Source organism: Parasphingorhabdus cellanae (assembly GCF_017498565.1).
GTDB classification, from domain to species: Bacteria; Pseudomonadota; Alphaproteobacteria; order Sphingomonadales; family Sphingomonadaceae; genus Parasphingorhabdus; species Parasphingorhabdus cellanae.
In genome coordinates this window covers 1,374,847-1,391,862 of sequence record NZ_CP071794.1, presented here as the reverse complement: position 1 = coordinate 1,391,862, position 17,016 = coordinate 1,374,847, and the positions used below count along the sequence as shown (strand labels likewise).

Annotated in this window: 14 protein-coding genes, 1 tRNA gene and 1 pseudogene; 9 read left to right on the top strand and 7 right to left on the bottom strand. The window is 53.1% G+C overall.

Annotated features, from left to right (window positions below):
* Positions 1–282 precede the first annotated feature (282 nt).
* Positions 283–2,112 carry an ABC transporter transmembrane domain-containing protein gene (locus J4G78_RS06845; RefSeq protein WP_207989569.1) on the bottom strand — a complete coding sequence of 610 codons (1,830 nt, stop codon included), beginning with the start codon at positions 2,110–2,112 and terminating at the stop codon, positions 283–285.
* A 299-nt stretch (positions 2,113–2,411) separates the two neighbouring features.
* On the opposite strand from J4G78_RS06845, the gene J4G78_RS06840 reads away from it, so the two are divergent.
* The 4 genes from J4G78_RS06840 (at position 2,412) to J4G78_RS06825 (ending at position 4,901) form a co-directional block, all read left to right on the top strand.
* Positions 2,412–2,960, top strand: coding sequence for a TspO/MBR family protein (locus J4G78_RS06840; RefSeq protein WP_207989567.1), 549 nt, complete (start codon positions 2,412–2,414; stop codon positions 2,958–2,960).
* A gap of 43 nt (positions 2,961–3,003) precedes the next feature.
* Complete coding sequence (locus J4G78_RS06835) at positions 3,004–3,366, top strand: accessory factor UbiK family protein (RefSeq protein ID WP_207989565.1); 363 nt, start codon at positions 3,004–3,006, stop codon at positions 3,364–3,366.
* A gap of 172 nt (positions 3,367–3,538) precedes the next feature.
* Entirely contained in the window at positions 3,539–4,045 is a 507-nt protein-coding gene (locus tag J4G78_RS06830) for a type III secretion system chaperone family protein (RefSeq protein WP_207989563.1), read from the top strand.
* A gap of 43 nt (positions 4,046–4,088) precedes the next feature.
* On the top strand, positions 4,089–4,901 hold the full coding sequence (locus J4G78_RS06825) for a pyrroline-5-carboxylate reductase family protein (RefSeq protein ID WP_243457260.1): 813 nt from the start codon (positions 4,089–4,091) through the stop codon (positions 4,899–4,901).
* Positions 4,902–5,004: 103 nt separating this feature from the next.
* Here the strand turns inward: J4G78_RS06825 and J4G78_RS06820 are convergent, their stop codons facing one another.
* The gene (locus J4G78_RS06820; protein ID WP_243457259.1) at positions 5,005–5,517 is read right to left on the bottom strand and encodes a MarR family winged helix-turn-helix transcriptional regulator; all 513 of its coding nucleotides are present in this window, start codon (positions 5,515–5,517) and stop codon (positions 5,005–5,007) included.
* An 88-nt stretch (positions 5,518–5,605) separates the two neighbouring features.
* On the opposite strand from J4G78_RS06820, the pseudogene J4G78_RS06815 reads away from it, so the two are divergent.
* The 5 genes and pseudogenes from J4G78_RS06815 (at position 5,606) to J4G78_RS06795 (ending at position 11,559) form a co-directional block, all read left to right on the top strand.
* A pseudogene (locus tag J4G78_RS06815) lies at positions 5,606–6,702 on the top strand (branched-chain amino acid aminotransferase).
* A gap of 92 nt (positions 6,703–6,794) precedes the next feature.
* Positions 6,795–6,869: transfer RNA gene (locus J4G78_RS06810), tRNA-Gln, on the top strand.
* Between the two features lie 274 nt (positions 6,870–7,143).
* Positions 7,144–7,839 (top strand): response regulator transcription factor, encoded by a 696-nt coding sequence (locus J4G78_RS06805; protein WP_207989559.1) that lies wholly within the window; start codon positions 7,144–7,146, stop codon positions 7,837–7,839.
* A 14-nt stretch (positions 7,840–7,853) separates the two neighbouring features.
* Positions 7,854–9,209 (top strand): FecR family protein, encoded by a 1,356-nt coding sequence (locus J4G78_RS06800; protein ID WP_207989557.1) that lies wholly within the window; start codon positions 7,854–7,856, stop codon positions 9,207–9,209.
* Between the two features lie 64 nt (positions 9,210–9,273).
* Positions 9,274–11,559, top strand: coding sequence for a CHASE2 domain-containing protein (locus tag J4G78_RS06795; RefSeq protein WP_207989555.1), 2,286 nt, complete (start codon positions 9,274–9,276; stop codon positions 11,557–11,559).
* An 8-nt stretch (positions 11,560–11,567) separates the two neighbouring features.
* On the opposite strand, the gene J4G78_RS06790 is transcribed toward J4G78_RS06795, so the two are convergent.
* The 5 genes from J4G78_RS06790 to J4G78_RS06770 form a co-directional block, all read right to left on the bottom strand.
* Positions 11,568–12,086 (bottom strand): DUF4136 domain-containing protein, encoded by a 519-nt coding sequence (locus J4G78_RS06790; protein WP_207989553.1) that lies wholly within the window; start codon positions 12,084–12,086, stop codon positions 11,568–11,570.
* Positions 12,087–12,220: 134 nt separating this feature from the next.
* Complete coding sequence (locus tag J4G78_RS06785) at positions 12,221–12,454, bottom strand: hypothetical protein (protein ID WP_207990877.1); 234 nt, start codon at positions 12,452–12,454, stop codon at positions 12,221–12,223.
* Between the two features lie 3 nt (positions 12,455–12,457).
* Positions 12,458–13,831 (bottom strand): class II 3-deoxy-7-phosphoheptulonate synthase, encoded by a 1,374-nt coding sequence (locus tag J4G78_RS06780; protein ID WP_207989551.1) that lies wholly within the window; start codon positions 13,829–13,831, stop codon positions 12,458–12,460.
* Between the two features lie 120 nt (positions 13,832–13,951).
* Complete coding sequence (locus J4G78_RS06775; RefSeq protein WP_243457258.1) at positions 13,952–15,331, bottom strand: cell wall hydrolase; 1,380 nt, start codon at positions 15,329–15,331, stop codon at positions 13,952–13,954.
* A 220-nt stretch (positions 15,332–15,551) separates the two neighbouring features.
* A complete protein-coding gene (locus J4G78_RS06770; RefSeq protein ID WP_207989549.1) occupies positions 15,552–16,982 on the bottom strand; it encodes an MATE family efflux transporter in 1,431 nt (476 codons plus the stop codon).
* Positions 16,983–17,016 lie beyond the last annotated feature (34 nt).

Here is a 17,016-nt window from a genome sequence, read left to right as displayed (position 1 = left end):
ACAAAGCGATAGCGCATTCGGCTCTATACTCGGGTTTGAGACATGCTCAAACCCGAGCACCCCCTTATAAAGCTAACGGCTCTCAACGGCGTATGGATCAGAAATAGGTGATTAGTCCAGAACGCAGGTTCCGTTCCAAGGTCATTTTTTAGGGATAACTCATTCGCCCTATTATCTCATCATGTTCGCTACCAACGGCTAAATACCAAACCAAATTTCCGGGTTAAGCATCCGCTGAAGCAATAACACATTCATCTGTAGCCGTGGGTCTGGTCTAAAGTGCTAGATGGCAATAGCGGTTTTGGACTGTTCAACGCCATTAAACTGCAACTCCGCGAGTTTGGCGTAAAGGCCGTTCTTGGTTATCAAGCTGTCATGATCGCCTTGTTCGACAATCTGCCCTTCATCCATAACGATGATACGATCTGCTGATCTTATGGTCGCCAACCGATGCGCAATAACAAGAGTGGTACGCTCGCGCATCAGCCTGTCGAGAGCATCCTGAACCAGTTTTTCGCTTTCGGCATCCAAGGCCGAGGTGGCTTCGTCCAATAATAATATGGGCGTTTGCCTGAGCAAAGCGCGTGCAATGGCGACCCGCTGGCGCTGCCCACCAGACAGCCGCGTGCCCGCTTCGCCCATGAAGCTGTCGAGCCCCTCTGGCAATTCAGCCAAGAATTTCTCGGCATTGGCGGCGCGCGCGGCGGCCCAAATCTCTTCGTCCGTTGCATCCCACTTGCCATAGCGCAAATTGTCGCGCGCAGAGGCTGCGAATAGCACAGTGTCTTGTGGTACCAGCGCCATGCGTTCGCGGATGTCGGCCGGGTCTGCGGAGGGCAAAGCGACACCATCAATACGCACGCTGCCGCCTTGGGGATCATAAAACCGTTGGGCCAGCTGAAAAAGGGTGGATTTACCGGCGCCGGATGGGCCGACAACCGCAACGGTTTCGCCTGGTGTTACCTTAAGGGAGAAATTTTTAAGCGCTGCGGTATCCGTGCGCGTGGGATAAGCAAAAGTCACATTATCAAAAGAGATTTGACCCCGCGGTGGTTCCGGCAAAGCAATCGGAGAGGCTGGTGCGGCAATGCCCGGCTCTTCCGATAGCAGCTCTGCAAGACGGCCAGCCGCGCCAGCTGCTCTTAAAAGATCACCATAAACTTCGGTCAGTGCTCCAAAGGCTCCGGCAACCAAACCGCCGGTAAGAACGAATGCAGCAATTGTACCACCGGAGATACTGCCGTCGGCAACGCCGATAGCGCCGCGCCACATCAGGAGTGTGATACCGGTAAACACGAGCGCGATAATCACCGCGGTCAGCGCCGCCCGCAGTCTGATACGCCGCTTGGCGGTGTCAAATGTGCTTTCGACGGCGCTGCCGAATCTTTCATGTTCGCGCGTTTCCTGACCGAAAGCCTGGACGATTTTCATGGCACCAAGTGTCTCAGATACCATTGCGCCCACATCGGCTACCCGGTCCTGACTGAATCGCGAGACATTGGTCAATTTGCGGCCGATGAATACAATCGGTAAAATGACGATAGGAATACCCAGCAATAGTCCAGCCGTCAGTGTTGGCGCCAATGTGAACAGAAAGATAATGCCGCCAATGCCGATGATGATATTACGCAGCGCCACAGACACTGTGGTGCCAACGACCTGTTCGATAATCGCGGTATCCGACGTCATCCGGGATGCGATTTCCGATGGCCGGTTCTCCTCGAAAAAGCCGGGCGCGAGGCGGAGCAAATTCCGCTGGACGGCCAGCCTGATGTCGGCAACGACCCGTTCGCCAAGCCAGCTGACGAAATAAAAGCGCAGCGCCGTGGCGACAGCCAGAATGGCGACAATCACCAAGAGAATTTGAAAATAGGGGGCAATATCGCCGCCGCCAGATGCAAAGCCTTCGTCAACTATGGACTTAAAACCCCAAGGGATGGCCAGTGTCGCCATGGCAGCTACGAAAAGCGCTATCGCCGCAAAGGCAATCTGCTTAGGATAATTAACGGCCCGCTCCCAGACCATCCGAAGATTGCCGATCTTCTTCGTTGCTGGCTTTTCAGTATTTGACGGCTCCTTTTCAGGGGCATTGTCATTGGTAAGTTCACTCATAAAAAGCCCCTAGCAGCCCGGCCCTGACGTCACAATCCTGTTCGCAGTCATGGCAGGAAGGAAAATCATGCACGCAAGTGAACCGGTCTATCTAACATAGGGCGTAATTGTTCGATGCCAAGCACCGGGACCGCCAAATGGCCTAAATTGGGACCATCATAGTTGCCTGGCCCAAGTGACTGGAAAAGCGCCGCCGGATTGCCTAAGAAACCATAGAAACATGGCGGTTTTCCGTTGTATGATTCGTTTTATGGGGTCGTAAAGCCGGACACGACAAAGTGGGTTAAGGGAATGAAGCCGTGAACCAAATTGCATCCAAAGGCCAGTTGCGTATGTCGCTGTTACGTTGGGCCTTGTTCATCGTTCCGTTGATCGTGTTGCTGGGATTTTTAGCGGCCCAGGTGACGGGCCCTGCTGACGAAAACCGCTGGTTCCAAGCGCTCGTAAAGCCGGCGGCTCAGCCACCTGATTTGGCTTTCCCCATTGCGTGGACAATTCTTTATGTCATGATAGCTATCGCTTTTTCCATGATATTGAACGCGCGTGGTGCGCCGCTTCGCGGGCTCGCCATCATTTTATTTATCGTGCAATTTGCGCTGAACCTGGCCTGGTCACCCTTATTTTTCGGTATGCATCAGGTGTCTGCTGCTTTTTGGTTGCTGGTTGCGATATTTGCCACTGCCTTTGTGACCACACTGGTTTTCGGCCGCGTTCGCAAGGCCGCTGCTTGGTTAATGGTGCCCTATCTTGCTTGGCTTTGTTTTGCGGCGATATTAAATAAACAGATAGATGATCTTAACCCGGGCGCGGAAACCCTTGTCGTTCCGGCGGCGAGTACCCAGATATAGTCGTAACCGAGCCAAATATTCACCCCCAGACGGAGCAAATGACATGCAAAGCCAGAACCGATTTTTTGATGATCTTTCCAAAGTATTGAATGGCTTGGCTGGAACTGTGGCCGGCGTAGGTCGCGAAGCCGAAGCGGGCGCGCGGGAGCGCGCAAAGGAATGGTTTGGCGGCATGGACTTCGTTTCGCGCGAGGAATTTGAAGCGGTCAAGGAAATGGCATCCAAGGCTCGCGCCGAAGCCGATGCGCTGAAAAAGCGTCTGGATGCCCTGGAGAAAACAGCACCAAAATCTGCTGCTGCGAAGCCAGCCGCGCGCAAGGCAGCGCCAAAAAAACCAGCGGCGCGCAAGCCTGCAGCTCGTAAAGCGGCGCCAAAGAAGACAACACCGCCAAAATCCGGAAACTAGTTTTCGTCCCATGGCTGGACGACCATTTTGGCATTGAGAATCTTTGGCGATTATCCACAGTCTTCCCACAAACAATATGATCGAAGGCATAGCCCCGCCTTGCCCTGTATGATGGGCTAGGCCACTAAGGCTCGTGATGCAGGGGCAATGATGCAAAAGATGTGGAACCGTAATGCTTGACGATATGTGGTCTGAGCTTGATCAGGAAGAGGCGCCGCCGGTTGATATGCTGGTTGCTTTTTTCGAGGCACGCGGCTGGACGGTTGATCATGTTAGCGATGAAGAAATCTCGGTAGAGATTAAGGGCAACTGGACCAGCTATCAATTGCGGGCGATCTGGCGCAATGAAGACCATGTACTACAATTGTTGCTGCTCCCTGACATTCGCGTACCTGACGACAAGAAAATCGCCATTTATGAATCGCTCGGCCTGATCAACGAACAGCTTTGGCTCGGTCATTTTGATCTATGGTCGACGAACAACATATTACTGTTCCGTCATGCGATCATGCTTGGCGGTAGCGGCATGCTCGGTCTTGATCAGGCCCAGACGATTGTCGATATGGCGATTGATGAGTGGGAGCGTTTCTATCCCGTCTTCCAATTTGTGCTGTGGAGCGACAAAAGCCCTCAGGACGCAATTGAACATGCGATGATCGACACGCAGGGTGAAGCTTAAGTAGGGCGAAGTGTAAATAGGGCAAAGCATAAAGGAGCGAAGCGTGATCGGAGACGGCTTTAATAGCATCTGGTTTGTCGGTTGCGGCAATATGGGCGGTGCGATCTTACAAGCCTGGCTCGATAACGGTCTGGATGCCGCTAAAGTCACTATAATCAAACCGCATGCTTCTCAGCTTCCGGGTGGATTGCAATCACAGCCTGATTATCCTGAAGGAGCAACTCCCGATCTGGTGATGCTGGCGATGAAACCTTATCAGCTCGATGATGTGGCGGCTAAGCTCGCACCGCTGGTCGGAGACAATAGCCATATCGTGTCGGTGCTGGCGGGAACCGAAATCGACATTTTGCGGGCCGCTTTTCCAAAGGCCGGTAAAATTGTCCGCTTGATGCCCAATATGGCTGTGACAGTCGCCAAATCGCCGATGATCCTGATCAGCGAGGCTGATGACGTTAATCTGAAGGATCAGATGAATCACCTATTCTCACCGCTCGGACAGCCGGAATGGCTCGAAAATGAAGGCCAGATGCATATCGCGACGGCTTTATCTGGTTCTGGCCCTGCTTTCCTGTTCCGGTTTATAGACGCGCTAGCGGTTTCGGCCGCCGAGCTAGGCATGGACAAGGATCAAGCCGCGCGTCTGGCATTGGCGATGGTTGATGGCGCAGCGACGCTAGCTTCCCGTTCAGCCGTCAGTCCGGGAGAACTCGCTAATCAAGTGGCTAGCCCCAATGGTGTCACCCGTAAAGGGCTTGATGTGCTGGATGCCGATGGCCGGGTGAACGCGTTGCTCCATGATGTCTTGAAAGCAGCAATGGAGCGCAATCGGGAAATGGCGGAAGAAGCGAAGGCCTGAGCTTTCCTGCACGATGGGTGAGACTTGTGTGAACTTTGAAGTTCCATTGCGTGCTAGCAATGACGCAAAGAAGCTTGCGCACTTTGTAAACTTAACAGCTGGTTCAGCTCTTGTCCTGGCGCAAATCGAACACCATTTGCTGATCACTCTCCGGTACAAGCCCTTCCAGCACGTGCCAGAAGCCTGTGACCGATTCCTGTCCCGCAGTGACATAGGCTGCAGAAAGCCGCTCCCGCAATTGTGCAAACAGCTCTGCTTCAAGCGCCGCACCACTGTCGGTCAGGCGCAGTAATTTCTGGCGACGATCCAAGGCTCCTGTTTTTGTGACGACCAGCTCGCGGTCATGTAATTCCTTTAACACCCGGCCCAGCGATTGTTTGGTAATCGCGAGCAATCGCAGCAACTCGCCCACCGTCAAATCCGGTTGACGCGCGATGAAATAAAGAGCCCTGTGATGCGCGCGACCTAGACCTTGTTTGGCAAGCTCTTGATCAATCGCATTGGTCAGGCGGGTATAGCCAAAATACAGCAGTTCCACGCCGCGTCTGATCTCGTCTTCGCGGAGAAAAAGCGGTGATGCTCCCGGGGAAGCAGAAGGGCGAGATATGTCAGCCATGTTGACGTATCTTGACATGCTGTTTAGGTGATTGCAAGATAAACAAGGCTACGAATCTTCCAAATCAGCATAGCGAGAGAGACGGGATATGGCGCACGACGATAGTCTGGAAATCCGTATCGAACGAAACGGTGCGCCAGTCCCGGATGCAGAGCGGACACAATTGCTCGAAAACCCTGGCTTTGGAAATTTGTTCACTGATCATATGGTGGTTATCCGCTATACTGAAGGGCAGGGTTGGCACGATGCCAAGGTCGAAGCACGCCGGCCAATTCCGATGGATCCTGCATCGTCGGTGCTGCATTATGCGCAGGAAATATTTGAAGGCATGAAGGCTTATCGGCTCGCCGATGGGGGACTGCTTTGTTCCGGCCTGATCAGAATGCCAAACGTTTTCAGGCCTCTGCGCGACGCATGGCAATGCCGGAATTGCCGGAAGAATTATTTTTGAAATCCGTTGAAGCGCTGGTTGATATCGACCGTGACTGGTTTCCGGCAACAGAAGGCGGATCTCTGTACCTGCGCCCCTTCATGTTTGCGAGTGAGGTTTTTCTGGGCGTCCGTCCGGCAAAAGAATATCTCTATATGGTGATCGCATCGCCAGTGGGTGCTTATTTCAAGGCTGGGGTCTCTGCTATTACGATCTGGGTTTCCCAAGATTATAGCCGGGCCGCACCGGGCGGTACGGGCGCTGCCAAATGCGGCGGAAACTATGCTGCGAGCCTTGTGGCACAGGCCGAGGCAATCGCTCAGGATTGTGACCAAGTGGTGTTTCTTGATGCCGCCGAACAGCGCTGGGTCGAAGAGCTGGGCGGTATGAATTTGTTCTTTGTGATGGATGATGGCCGGTTAATTACGCCGCCGCTAACTGGTACCATTTTACCGGGAATTACTCGGGAATCGATCATGGTCCTCGCTCGCGAAGAAGGTTTGGAAGTCCGTGAAGAGCCCTATTCCATCGACCAATGGCGCGATGATGCCGTCAGTGGGAAATTGCGGGAAACTTTTGCCTGCGGAACGGCTGCAGTGGTGACCGCGGTGGGAACCGTGCGATCCGAAAGCGGTGATTTTACCATTGGTAGTGGCGGTCCGGGGCAATTGACGGAAAAATTGCGGATGCGGCTGGTCGATATTCAGCGCGGACTTGCGGAAGATACGCATGGCTGGGTGAAACGCCTGTTCTAAAAAATGTTCTGAAATAAGCTGTAACTGGCTCTTGCCCCTTTGGGGTAAGTTAGATATTAGGCCCCTTCGCTGACGAATGAAGCAGCCTATATTGGGGTGTCGCCAAGTGGTAAGGCAGCGGCTTTTGATGCCGCCATGCGCAGGTTCGAATCCTGCCACCCCAACCAATTTATCATGTTCGAATCGAATCACTGATGTCGAGCAGCCATGTAAATCGCATTGTTAACGCTTCCCACGGCCCGAAAAACTCCGAAATTGATTGATCGTTTCTTTATTTCATCGCCGTTTTAACAGAATTCATCCGGATTTATGTAAAGGAATGTAAATTACATGTCGAAGTTCTGGTAAAGTCTGCAAAAATAGAGGTAAATGGGCTCGGGTTTGGGAAATTGAAAATGGCGAAGCAATCGAGATGTTGCTTTTCGCCACCGGGGAACATCTATGCGTATAGCGATTGCGGACGACGACAATGAAATCGTCGAATTCTTAGGAAAAATTGTTGAAGGACAAGGCCACGTCTTTGTTGGTTTTGCGGAAGGCAATGCTTTGGCCAACGCGTTGCTGCGAGATACTTTTGATCTGGTGATATTGGATTGGAATATGCCGGGCAAAACCGGGATTCAGATTCTGGAATGGATGGAAGAAGCGGTTGATGATCGCCCGCCCGTCATGATGATGACGAGCCGAACCGCCAAGCAGGATATCAGCGAAGCACTCAACGCAGGCGCTGACGATTATATAACGAAACCGGAAGACCCGTCAGTCATCGCAGCCCGTATCAATGCCATCTTGCGGCGTAATAGCGGCGCATCGGCGATGGAAACAGAGGCCCAATATGGCGAATATATACTCGACCGTATCGAGCAAAAGGTCCGGCACAAGGACAACGAAGTCGCGCTGACCGCGAAAGAGTTTGAGCTTACGGATTTAATGTTCCGTAATCGTGACCGGACATTGTCGCGCCGCTATATCATGGAAACCGTTTGGCGGACCAATGCGCATCTTGCGACCCGGACGCTTGACATGCACGTGTCGCGCGTGCGCTCGAAATTATCGCTTACACCGGAAAACGGGTTTCGGATTTTCACTGTTTTCGGTTATGGCTACAGACTGGAGACCTTAACTAAAGGGGTATGACCGTGGTCGTTGAGATGAGTAAGCGCAGATATTTCAGATATTTGCGGGTTTCAATTCTTCTGTCATTCATACCCGTTTCCGTTTTACCAATGGCCGCTCAGGCCCAGACCGCCGCGGATAATATGCAGGTGGAATATACCTTCAAGCGAGGCGATACATTGATCGCCCTGTCTGAGAAATATATGCGCAAGCGGTCCGACTATGTCGCGGTTCAGCGGCTCAATCGCATAGCTAATCCGCGATTCATTCCCATCGGGAAAACGGTATCCATTCCTTTTCGTCTGCTGAAATACCGTCAGAGCGAAGCCAGTCTGAGCGCCTTTCGCGGCAATGTTGTGATAGCTGCTGACGGGCAGGCCATCACGCCTGTGCAAGGTCTCGAGATCGGCGAAGGCAGCCGGCTTGCGACATCCGCTGGCAGTTTCCTGACGCTGCAGCTCGAAGACGGATCACGTATTTCGATGCCCTCTAATAGCAAGATGCGGATCACGCGGCTTCGCCATATTCTGCTGACCGACAGCATTGATTACGAGTTGGCGGTCGATAGCGGTCGGGTTCGCTCTAAAATCACGCCATTTGACAAAAAAGCTGATCGCTACCGTGTAAGAACACCGGTCGCCGTTTCCGCCGTAAGGGGAACCGATTATCGAACCCGTGTCGACGAAGAAACAGGCACTGCTTTTTCAGAAACGGTTGAGGGATCGGTTGAAGTCGCGGCGGGCGAAAGCTTTGATGGAGCGTCCAGCGTTTCGGTGCCGGCCGGGACCGGCGCTGCGGCAACTGTAACGGGCGAGCTTGCGATGGCAGATCTGCTCACACCGCCCGAACTGGTGGATCCGGCGAAAGTACAATCGGAAGACAGTTTGGATTTTGTGATCGCGCCTCGCCCAGCGGCGAAAGCACACCGCATATTGATATCGTCCGACGCGGGCTTTGTTGACATTGTTGCGGAGCAGCGCAGTGAGAGCAATATGGTAAGTCTGGATGGTTTGGCGGACGGCCGTTATTTTGGGAAAGCAACGGCCTTCGATGAAGACGGCTTTGAAGGTATGCCAGAGACTTATTCCTTCAAGCGCCAATTGAGCACTTTAAGCGGCAGTGCTGATAGCGGCGATTTTGGTTATCGTTTCAAATGGATTGGGGCTGGCAGCGGCAAACGAACGTACCGGTTTCAATTGATGCTTGGCAGCACCAAATCCGTTCCGATTGTTGACGAGGCTGGACTGACACGAGACGTTATTACTTTATCTGATTTACCAGACGGCGAATATTATTGGCGTGTCGGGGTTACGCAATATTCGTCCGATCCTGAAGATAAGGATGTGTTCCAGAAATGGACCGATTATGAAAAATTGACGGTGGCTGGTTAGGCGCTTAATCGCAAGGGTCGATGGAGGCCCTTTCTATAGTCCGATTTAGGAGAGCCGACGATCTATGAAACTACGCCGTCGTCTGGGGATTGAATGGGCCGGTGTGGCTTTGGCGGCCTCGCTGATCGTTACCGGTCTAATCTATTGGAACAGTCTCGCAAATTTCGACAACCTGCTTTACGACCAGCTCTCGGAATATGACCGACCGGCGGCACCAGATGACGTTTTAATTATAGCCATTGACGAAGATAGTCTGGCAGCCTTTGGCAAATGGCCTTGGTCGCGGGATCGTCATGCCGAGCTCTTGGCATTATTGGCTGATGCCGACCCAAAAGCGATCGCCTTTGATCTATTGTTGAGTGAGCCCGGTGATAGCGCGGAAGATATGGCGCTTGCTGATGCAGCCGCAAAAAACGAGAATCTGCTGCTGCCGTTGCATTTCGTTTTTCCCGGAAGCAATGGCGCTGACTTTGATATCAAGGAGCCAATTGCACCGCTGAAGCAAGCGGCGAGTGCAATTGGCCACGTCAATTTGCTGTTTGATCGCGATGGGGTCGTTCGCCGAACGTCGCTTTGTTTCCGGGGAATAGCGGATCCCGCCACCAGTATGGAGGTAACCTGGCCGCATTTGATGGAACAGGTTTATCGCAGCATCAATGGTGGCATTTCGCCGGCCTTTAGCCGCCGTCCTGATTGCCAGAAACCGCTGCTCATGCCCTATGCGGACCGGGGGACCTTTGCTCAGGTTTCTTATGCGGCTGTCGCAAATGGCGAGATGCCTGGGGCGTTTCTAAAGGACAAAATCATCCTGGTAGGGGCAACGGCACAGGGTTTGGGTGACCAGCATCCGGTTCCGCTCGGCGACGGCGGTACCATGGCGGGTGTAGAGATTATGGCCAACCTGCTGAATGATATTAGAGAAGACAACTTCATCACGCCGGTTTCTGTTCCCACGCAAATCGCATTGTCGCTAATCCCGACATGGATATTGTTGATCGGCTTTTGGCGCTGGCGGCCGCGGACAACGATTTTTGTTTCGGTCGGACTGGTGATCTGCATATTGGCGGCGAGTGCAATCTTGCTGTCGCTCCGCATTTGGTTTGCGCCGGGTGCTGCATTGGTTGGGTTGGCGCTTGTTTATCCGGTCTGGGGCTGGCGACGGCTGCAGGCGACCAGTGATTTCATGGACGATGAGCTGAAAAACTATCGGTCGGACACGCCCGATATTCCGGTTTTACAGGCGCCGCTTGGCCCGGTCGATTTGGTCACGGAACAGGCCGAAGAACTGGCCCACGCCATCAAACATGTCCGCGATTTGCGGCGGTTCATTTCCGATGCGCTGACCAATTTACCTGATCCGATGTTTATCACCGATCTCGACGGCAAAGTGAAATTCGTCAACAAGCTGGCCCAGACTGGTGTTGAAGATGGTGCACAGAATCTTGCGCTCGACGATATGCTAAAACGCTTTGTCGCGCCGGAAGATTTGGACGATGTCAAAGATTATCTGGCGCTGGACCAAAATTTACGGGAACATGACTATGTTGATTTCACGTCGCTGAATGACGAGGTTTTCGCGATGCGCCGAGCGAGGGTTTTGTCTGATGAGGGAGACCTGCGCGGTCATATCCACTATCTCGCTGATATCACCGAGGTTGCCAATGCTGCCCAGGAACGCGAAGAAGTGTTGCAGCTTCTGTCTCACGATATGCGATCGCCGCAGGCCGCCATCCTTGCCCTGTTGGATGGTCAAGATGCGACTGATGACAATAGGCGAATAGAAAATCACGCCCGGCGGACGCTGGCCTTGGCGGATAACTTCGTTGGCTTGGCGAGAATTAAATCCAGTGAGTTTTCGGGAGAGGAAATATTACTTTCTGATCTCGTGATCGAAGCAAATGACAGTCTTTGGCCACTGGCCAAGCAGCGCGGCATTCAATCCTCCGTCGAGGACCAAACCGATGGGGCCTTCATCATTGGTGAGCCATCAAGCCTTTATCGCTCCTTCGCCAATCTGATCGACAATGCAATCAAATATAGCCCGGATAACAGTAAGATCACGATCCAGTTGCGTAATATCGCCATCGATAAACAGCTTTTTGTATCGGTAACTATAGCCGACCAGGGCAACGGTATTGCCGAGGATATGGTGGATCATTTGTTCGAGCGATTTGCCAGCAACGACCTGGATTCCAAAGGCGCGGTCAAAGGCGCTGGATTGGGATTGAATTTTGTGGCCGCGGTCATTGCGCGTCATGGCGGAACGATCCGCGCAGAAAATATGAGAGACAGCGGTGCGTGTTTTACGGTTCTGCTTCCGCTTGCGCCGGATCCGGTGGAACCAGCATGATTTGCTGGCTATTCTATGCCAGCGCGCGTGCGCGTTATTTTATTCGGTATCTGGCTTGGATCGTCGCCCAGACCAGAGAGCGCACCATCGATCAGATAGGGTAGAGACTGTTCCAAAGAGCCTTTGCAATGATATTCCGCCGCCGTTCCGGAATATAGGGTAGAGCCATCTGCCACATCGACCATCGTAAGCGTGAGGCGATGTTCTATATCATCGCAGGATTGCAGAAATTTACGCTCTTTTTGCGGCGCGATTATATCGATCTGATCTTTCTCACCGGTTGTCATTGCAATTGAAGCCGTGCGGTTAGCCAAGGCGATATGAACCATCACCGGTGCTTGCTGGGCAGCCACGAAATTCTTGGCTGACAGGGCGTCAGCGACCAATTCGCGCGCCTGGTCATAGGTTTTGTTATTTTGTTCGGGCTTTGCTGAAAAGCTATATTGTGTTTGCGCGGGTAGTGTCGATGCGGCCTGGGTTTGAATGCGGGTTTCTATCGGGCCGCTGCAACTGGCGGTGATAGCCATTATCGGTATCATCAAGATGGCAAAGCGGTGCATAGCAATCCCCAGGTTCATTAGTAACCGTGTGTATCAATAAAGGGAAAGCTCTGAAATGTCACGATAATAGACTGTTATCATCGCCATATTGCACTCTCGCCTTAACGCGTCAGTACATAGTAGATGACGTAAAGCCACGAAAGAAAACCGTGGATGATCGCCCAGATAATCGAATTGTGGGTCGTAAAACTGATCGCAATGGCCAGCGCGCTGCCAAAGCCTACGCCCTTGCTGACAATTTCCTTGCGAACATAGGTGGCCCCTCTGCTCATCGGTGATCCTCCTTGCGCATAATCTTCCGGACGCATGCGTTCCGGCTTGATTTTCTCCGCCATGTCTTAAGCAGCTTCCTGAGCACGGTCTGACAGTTCCTGATTGAGCATTTCTGCCAAAAGGAAAGCCAGTTCCAACGATTGCGCTGCATTGAGCCGTGGATCGCAATGGGTGTGGTAGCGATCACCCAGCGCCGCGTCGGTAATAGCGACAGCGCCGCCAGTACATTCCGTGACATTCTGGCCAGTCATTTCGCAATGGATACCGCCGGCAAAAGTGCCTTCGGCGCGGTGCACGGCAAAGAAGCCGCGAACCTCGGCAAGAATGCGTTCAAACGGGCGGGTTTTATAGCCGCTATCCGCTTTGATAACATTGCCGTGCATCGGATCACAGGACCAGATAACTGGATGACCTTCTTGCTTAACCGCGCGAACGAGCGGCGCGAGGCCGCTTTCCACCTTGTCATGTCCGAAACGTGAGATCAGCGTAATCCGGCCAGCTTCCCGTCCCGGGTTCAGCGTATCCAGCATTTTCAGCAAGTCATCGGCCTTCAGCGATGGCCCGCATTTCATACCAATCGGGTTGCCAATGCCGCGCAAAAACTCGACATGAGCGGATCCTTCAAAGCGGGTGCGATCACCAATCCACAGGAAGTGCGCGCTGGTGTCATACCATTCACCGGTCAGACTATCCTGCCGCGTCAATGCTTCTTCATAGGGCAGCAGCAAAGCTTCATGACTGGTGTAGAAAGAAGTCGCCTTAAGTTGCGGCACCGTGTCAGGATTGATCCCGCACGCTTCCATGAAAGAGAGCGCTTCACCGATACGGTCCGCCATTTCTTCGAATTTCTTGGCCCACGGGCTGCGGCTCATGAAATCATGGGTCCAGCCATGCACCTGTTGCAGGTTGGCATAACCGCCAGTTGAAAAAGCACGCAGCAGATTGAGCGTCGCCGCGGCCTGATTATAGGCGCGGACCATCCGGTCTGGATCGGGCTGACGGCGGCCTTCTTCAAATTCGATGCCGTTGATAATGTCGCCGCGATAGCTGGGCATTTCGACGCCATCTTGCGTCTCGGTCGGGGCAGAACGCGGCTTGGCGAATTGCCCTGCCATGCGGCCCAGCTTCACTATCGGCATTTTTGATGCGTAAGTTAAGACCACAGCCATTTGCAGGATGACCCGGAACGTGTCGCGAATATTATTGGGGTGAAATTCGGCAAAACTTTCGGCGCAATCACCACCTTGCAGCAGGAAGCCTTTGCCTTCTGCCACTTCCGCCAAGTCTTTTTTTAGGCTACGCGCTTCACCGGCGAAGACCAACGGCGGATAGGTGCCAAGCAGCTGTTCGGTATCCGCGAGCTTTGCAGCATCGGGATAATCAGGCATCTGCAGCCCTTCAAAATTTCTCCAACCGTTCGGCGTCCAGTTCGTCGCCATGAGCACACTCCAATATCTTTCACTTAAAATCGGGTGGCTTTAGGCTCGTTTCAAGGGGAATGGCAAGCAAAAGCGCCGTTTGGTTGCGCCAGAAACTAACAAATTGCCTTGTCGAGCGAACTAACTGCCCGGTTTTGTTTTCCAACTGCCAGCATTACGATATTCTGGTTTGATTTGACTGACATTTGGCAATTTTTGACCGGCAAAGGCTTCCTCTCCGCCCTTTTTCAGCGCTTGCTTGCTATAGCTGGGCGCTTGGTAGGTCTTGGGTGCGCTGGCGTTGTTGGTCGGAGCCGGCAAGCTGTGTCGGCGCGCATTGTCGGCTGCGATTGCGGCTGCTTTCTCGGATTTCGCGGCTTCTGCTTCTGCCTTTCGCCGTCCAGCTTCATAAGCTTTTTCCAATGCGATGGGGTCGAGCGATGTGGCGGGACTCGGATCATATCTACGCGGTTTTGGTGCAGGCAGGGGTTCACCGCCGCGATAGGCCTGACTAAACGCCGTCGCTTTGCCAGCGCTGCCTTTCCAGCTATAAAAGCGGTGCGCGCCGATAGTGCCAAGGAACCGCAGGCTGGGCGCCCAATAGGGGTAAATTTCCGTCGTGTGATAGTGTGTTGCCGTTCCAACGGGCGATGCGATCTTGCCGGATAGAGCCAAGGCAGCGACTTTTTTAGCGCGATTCCAATGATATTTCGATGGTGAGCGGCGCAAGGATCCATCGCACGTATAGGAAAACTGACATCCGGTACGCCGTTCGCTGCCCTGAAAAACCACACCGCAAACGGTACGCGGATAGCTGGGATGGCGCACCCGGTTGAGCACCACCTGTGCGACGGCGCGTTGTCCCGCATCAGGTTCAAGACCGGCTTCATAATATATGGCCGAGGTCAGGCATTGGAGTGCCCGACTATTGTCCGTCAGCGAGGCCCGGAAGGCAACAGGGTGGATCAGATGTGCGGAGGCGGTTTGATCGCGGCTGGCAGCGGAACCGTCACTATCCGTGAGTAACCCGTCAATTTCGTTACTGCCTTGTTCGGCCAGCGGATCAATGGCGAGGTCCCCGTAATTTTGCGGGATCGCATAGCCGGGATCGATAAAGTAAAATGCCGAGCCCGCGAAATTTTCTTCGGCGCGTTCGACTGGCTGCAAGTTGGGGTCGCTTGGATTATTTGGCTGCGCATCAAGACTGGCTTGCGGTATCGTGGCAGGGACCATGATGAGGCTAAAAATCAACAGGCCCAGCAATATCCGTTCACGGACATTTAGCATCAACCAGCGCGGCAGGCGACCAGTTATTGCAGGCTGTGGTTGGGTTACATCGGTGTCCGGCGTAACGAAGTTTGTCTGTTTTGGCGCCGGTTTCTGTTCCGCAACAATTCGCGTTTGAGCGGGTTCAGGCGATGGCGAAAAAGCATATCCTGACGGTCCAGCAACGGCTGAATCACCACTGCTGAGCTGCGGCACGTAGGGAGGAGGAACACGATCTGTAATTGGTCGACACACCTGAAAAAGCCCATCCGGGCCGGAAGCGACGGAAATACAGTCTTTTTCAGCAGGTATCGCTGGCCAAAATCAGGCTGTTTCAAGATGGGACGGGGCGCCGCCGGGTGTTAAATGGTTAACGCAGCAATTCTGCCGCCTACCAGATGCCGGACCCAAGAAATCGGAGAAAATGAGCGGCCGATTGGGCAAGGTCTTCATGAAAAACTGCCAATTGGCGACCCTAGCTGGAAATGTGATTCGCTTCCTGCACGTTTACCAAATACCGAGTAATGCCATAGCCGATAATGCCAAATAGCACGCCGCCTATAGCCGGCCCGATGACAATACCGGGCAGGCCGTAAAGCGCTCCCCCAACCAACAGAAAGGGGTATATCCCCAATGTGTTGCGCAACCAGTTCATCACCATCGACCAGGTAGGGCGTTCCAGGTTGTTGCATGCCGCATTGGAGATGAACAATATGCCGTTGAAGAAAAATAGCGGAGTCAGATAGACAGCAAAAAGCCAGAACACATCGCGTCCTTCGCCTTGCAAATTGAAAACATCGCTGATCGGACCCTGGAGCAGGAACAAAAGCGGCCAGACCAGCAATGTATAGCCGAGCGCAAAGCCCATGGCTTGCTGGATGGTCAGACGGATACGGTCAAATTGCAGGGCCCCGAAATTCTGTCCGATAATCGGTCCAACGGCACCTGAAAGGGAAAATAACAGGCAAAAGGCGACCGGAACGACCCGTCCCATAACCGCAAAACCAGCAATGATTTCATCGGGATAGCTGGCGATGAAACGATAGGAGATAAAGCCGCCTACCGGGGTTGCAACATTGGTCATGATTGCAGGCAACAGGATCGCCATAACCGGCTTTAAATCCTCTTTGAACAGGACCGATGAAATCCTTTGAAATCCGCCATAATGCCTGATGATAGGTACGACAGCGAGGATCGATGAAACAATGGCTGCACAAGCTGTGGCCATAGCGGCGCCGTTGACACCAAGGCCAAAACCAAAGATGAAAATCGGATCCAGTATCGCATTGGCAATGCCCATGCTTAGCGTTACATTCATCGCCCGCCGCGCTGCTCCGTGGGCCCGTAAAAAGCCGGAACAGACCATAGCTGTTACGCTAAATGGCATGAATGGGGCTACGATGCGGATATAGCCGATCGCGGCGTCTTTTGCCGTTCCGGTTGCGCCGGCAAGATCCAATATTTGCGGCGCGAAGATAAAGAAAATAATCGCCAGCGGGATGATGAGCATCATGCTCAGCGCCAAGATGTTGGTAAGATATCGCCGGGCATAGGCGGTATCACCTTGGCCGATTTTCCGCGCTGCCAAGGCGCTGGCTGCGATCATAAGGCCGATATTGAAAGCGGTTCCGAAAAACAGGATCGTGGCGGCAAAGCCCATAGCCGCAGTCAGCGCGCTGTCGCCGAGCTGTGCGATATATAACAGATCGACAAAATCGACGATGAACATCGTCAGCAAACCGATGCTTGCCGTCAATGTCATCACCGTAATATGCCGCATCGGACTGCCGGTAAGAAATATTGCGGGCTGGCTGGCGATAATATGATCCTGAAAAATGAATATGTTGACAGAAAACGGCAAAAATCTATCGAATATTTGCCCTATAGCGTTTTGCCATCCGGTCAATTCCTCTCTATGCTAGAAATGCTTTTTGGGGAGC

What these genes read in the sequence shown, in the direction of transcription:
- J4G78_RS06845 (WP_207989569.1), bottom strand. Translation starts at nt 2,112, where the DNA reads ATGAGTGAACTTACCAATGACAATGCCCCTGAAAAGGAGCCGTCAAAT.
- J4G78_RS06835 (WP_207989565.1), top strand. Translation starts at nt 3,004, where the DNA reads ATGCAAAGCCAGAACCGATTTTTTGATGATCTTTCCAAAGTATTGAAT.
- J4G78_RS06830 (WP_207989563.1), top strand. Translation starts at nt 3,539, where the DNA reads ATGCTTGACGATATGTGGTCTGAGCTTGATCAGGAAGAGGCGCCGCCG.
- J4G78_RS06820 (WP_243457259.1), bottom strand. Translation starts at nt 5,517, where the DNA reads ATGGCTGACATATCTCGCCCTTCTGCTTCCCCGGGAGCATCACCGCTT.
- J4G78_RS06805 (WP_207989559.1), top strand. Translation starts at nt 7,144, where the DNA reads ATGCGTATAGCGATTGCGGACGACGACAATGAAATCGTCGAATTCTTA.
- J4G78_RS06800 (WP_207989557.1), top strand. Translation starts at nt 7,854, where the DNA reads ATGAGTAAGCGCAGATATTTCAGATATTTGCGGGTTTCAATTCTTCTG.
- J4G78_RS06795 (WP_207989555.1), top strand. Translation starts at nt 9,274, where the DNA reads ATGAAACTACGCCGTCGTCTGGGGATTGAATGGGCCGGTGTGGCTTTG.
- J4G78_RS06790 (WP_207989553.1), bottom strand. Translation starts at nt 12,086, where the DNA reads ATGGCTATCACCGCCAGTTGCAGCGGCCCGATAGAAACCCGCATTCAA.
- J4G78_RS06785 (WP_207990877.1), bottom strand. Translation starts at nt 12,454, where the DNA reads ATGGCGGAGAAAATCAAGCCGGAACGCATGCGTCCGGAAGATTATGCG.
- J4G78_RS06780 (WP_207989551.1), bottom strand. Translation starts at nt 13,831, where the DNA reads ATGGCGACGAACTGGACGCCGAACGGTTGGAGAAATTTTGAAGGGCTG.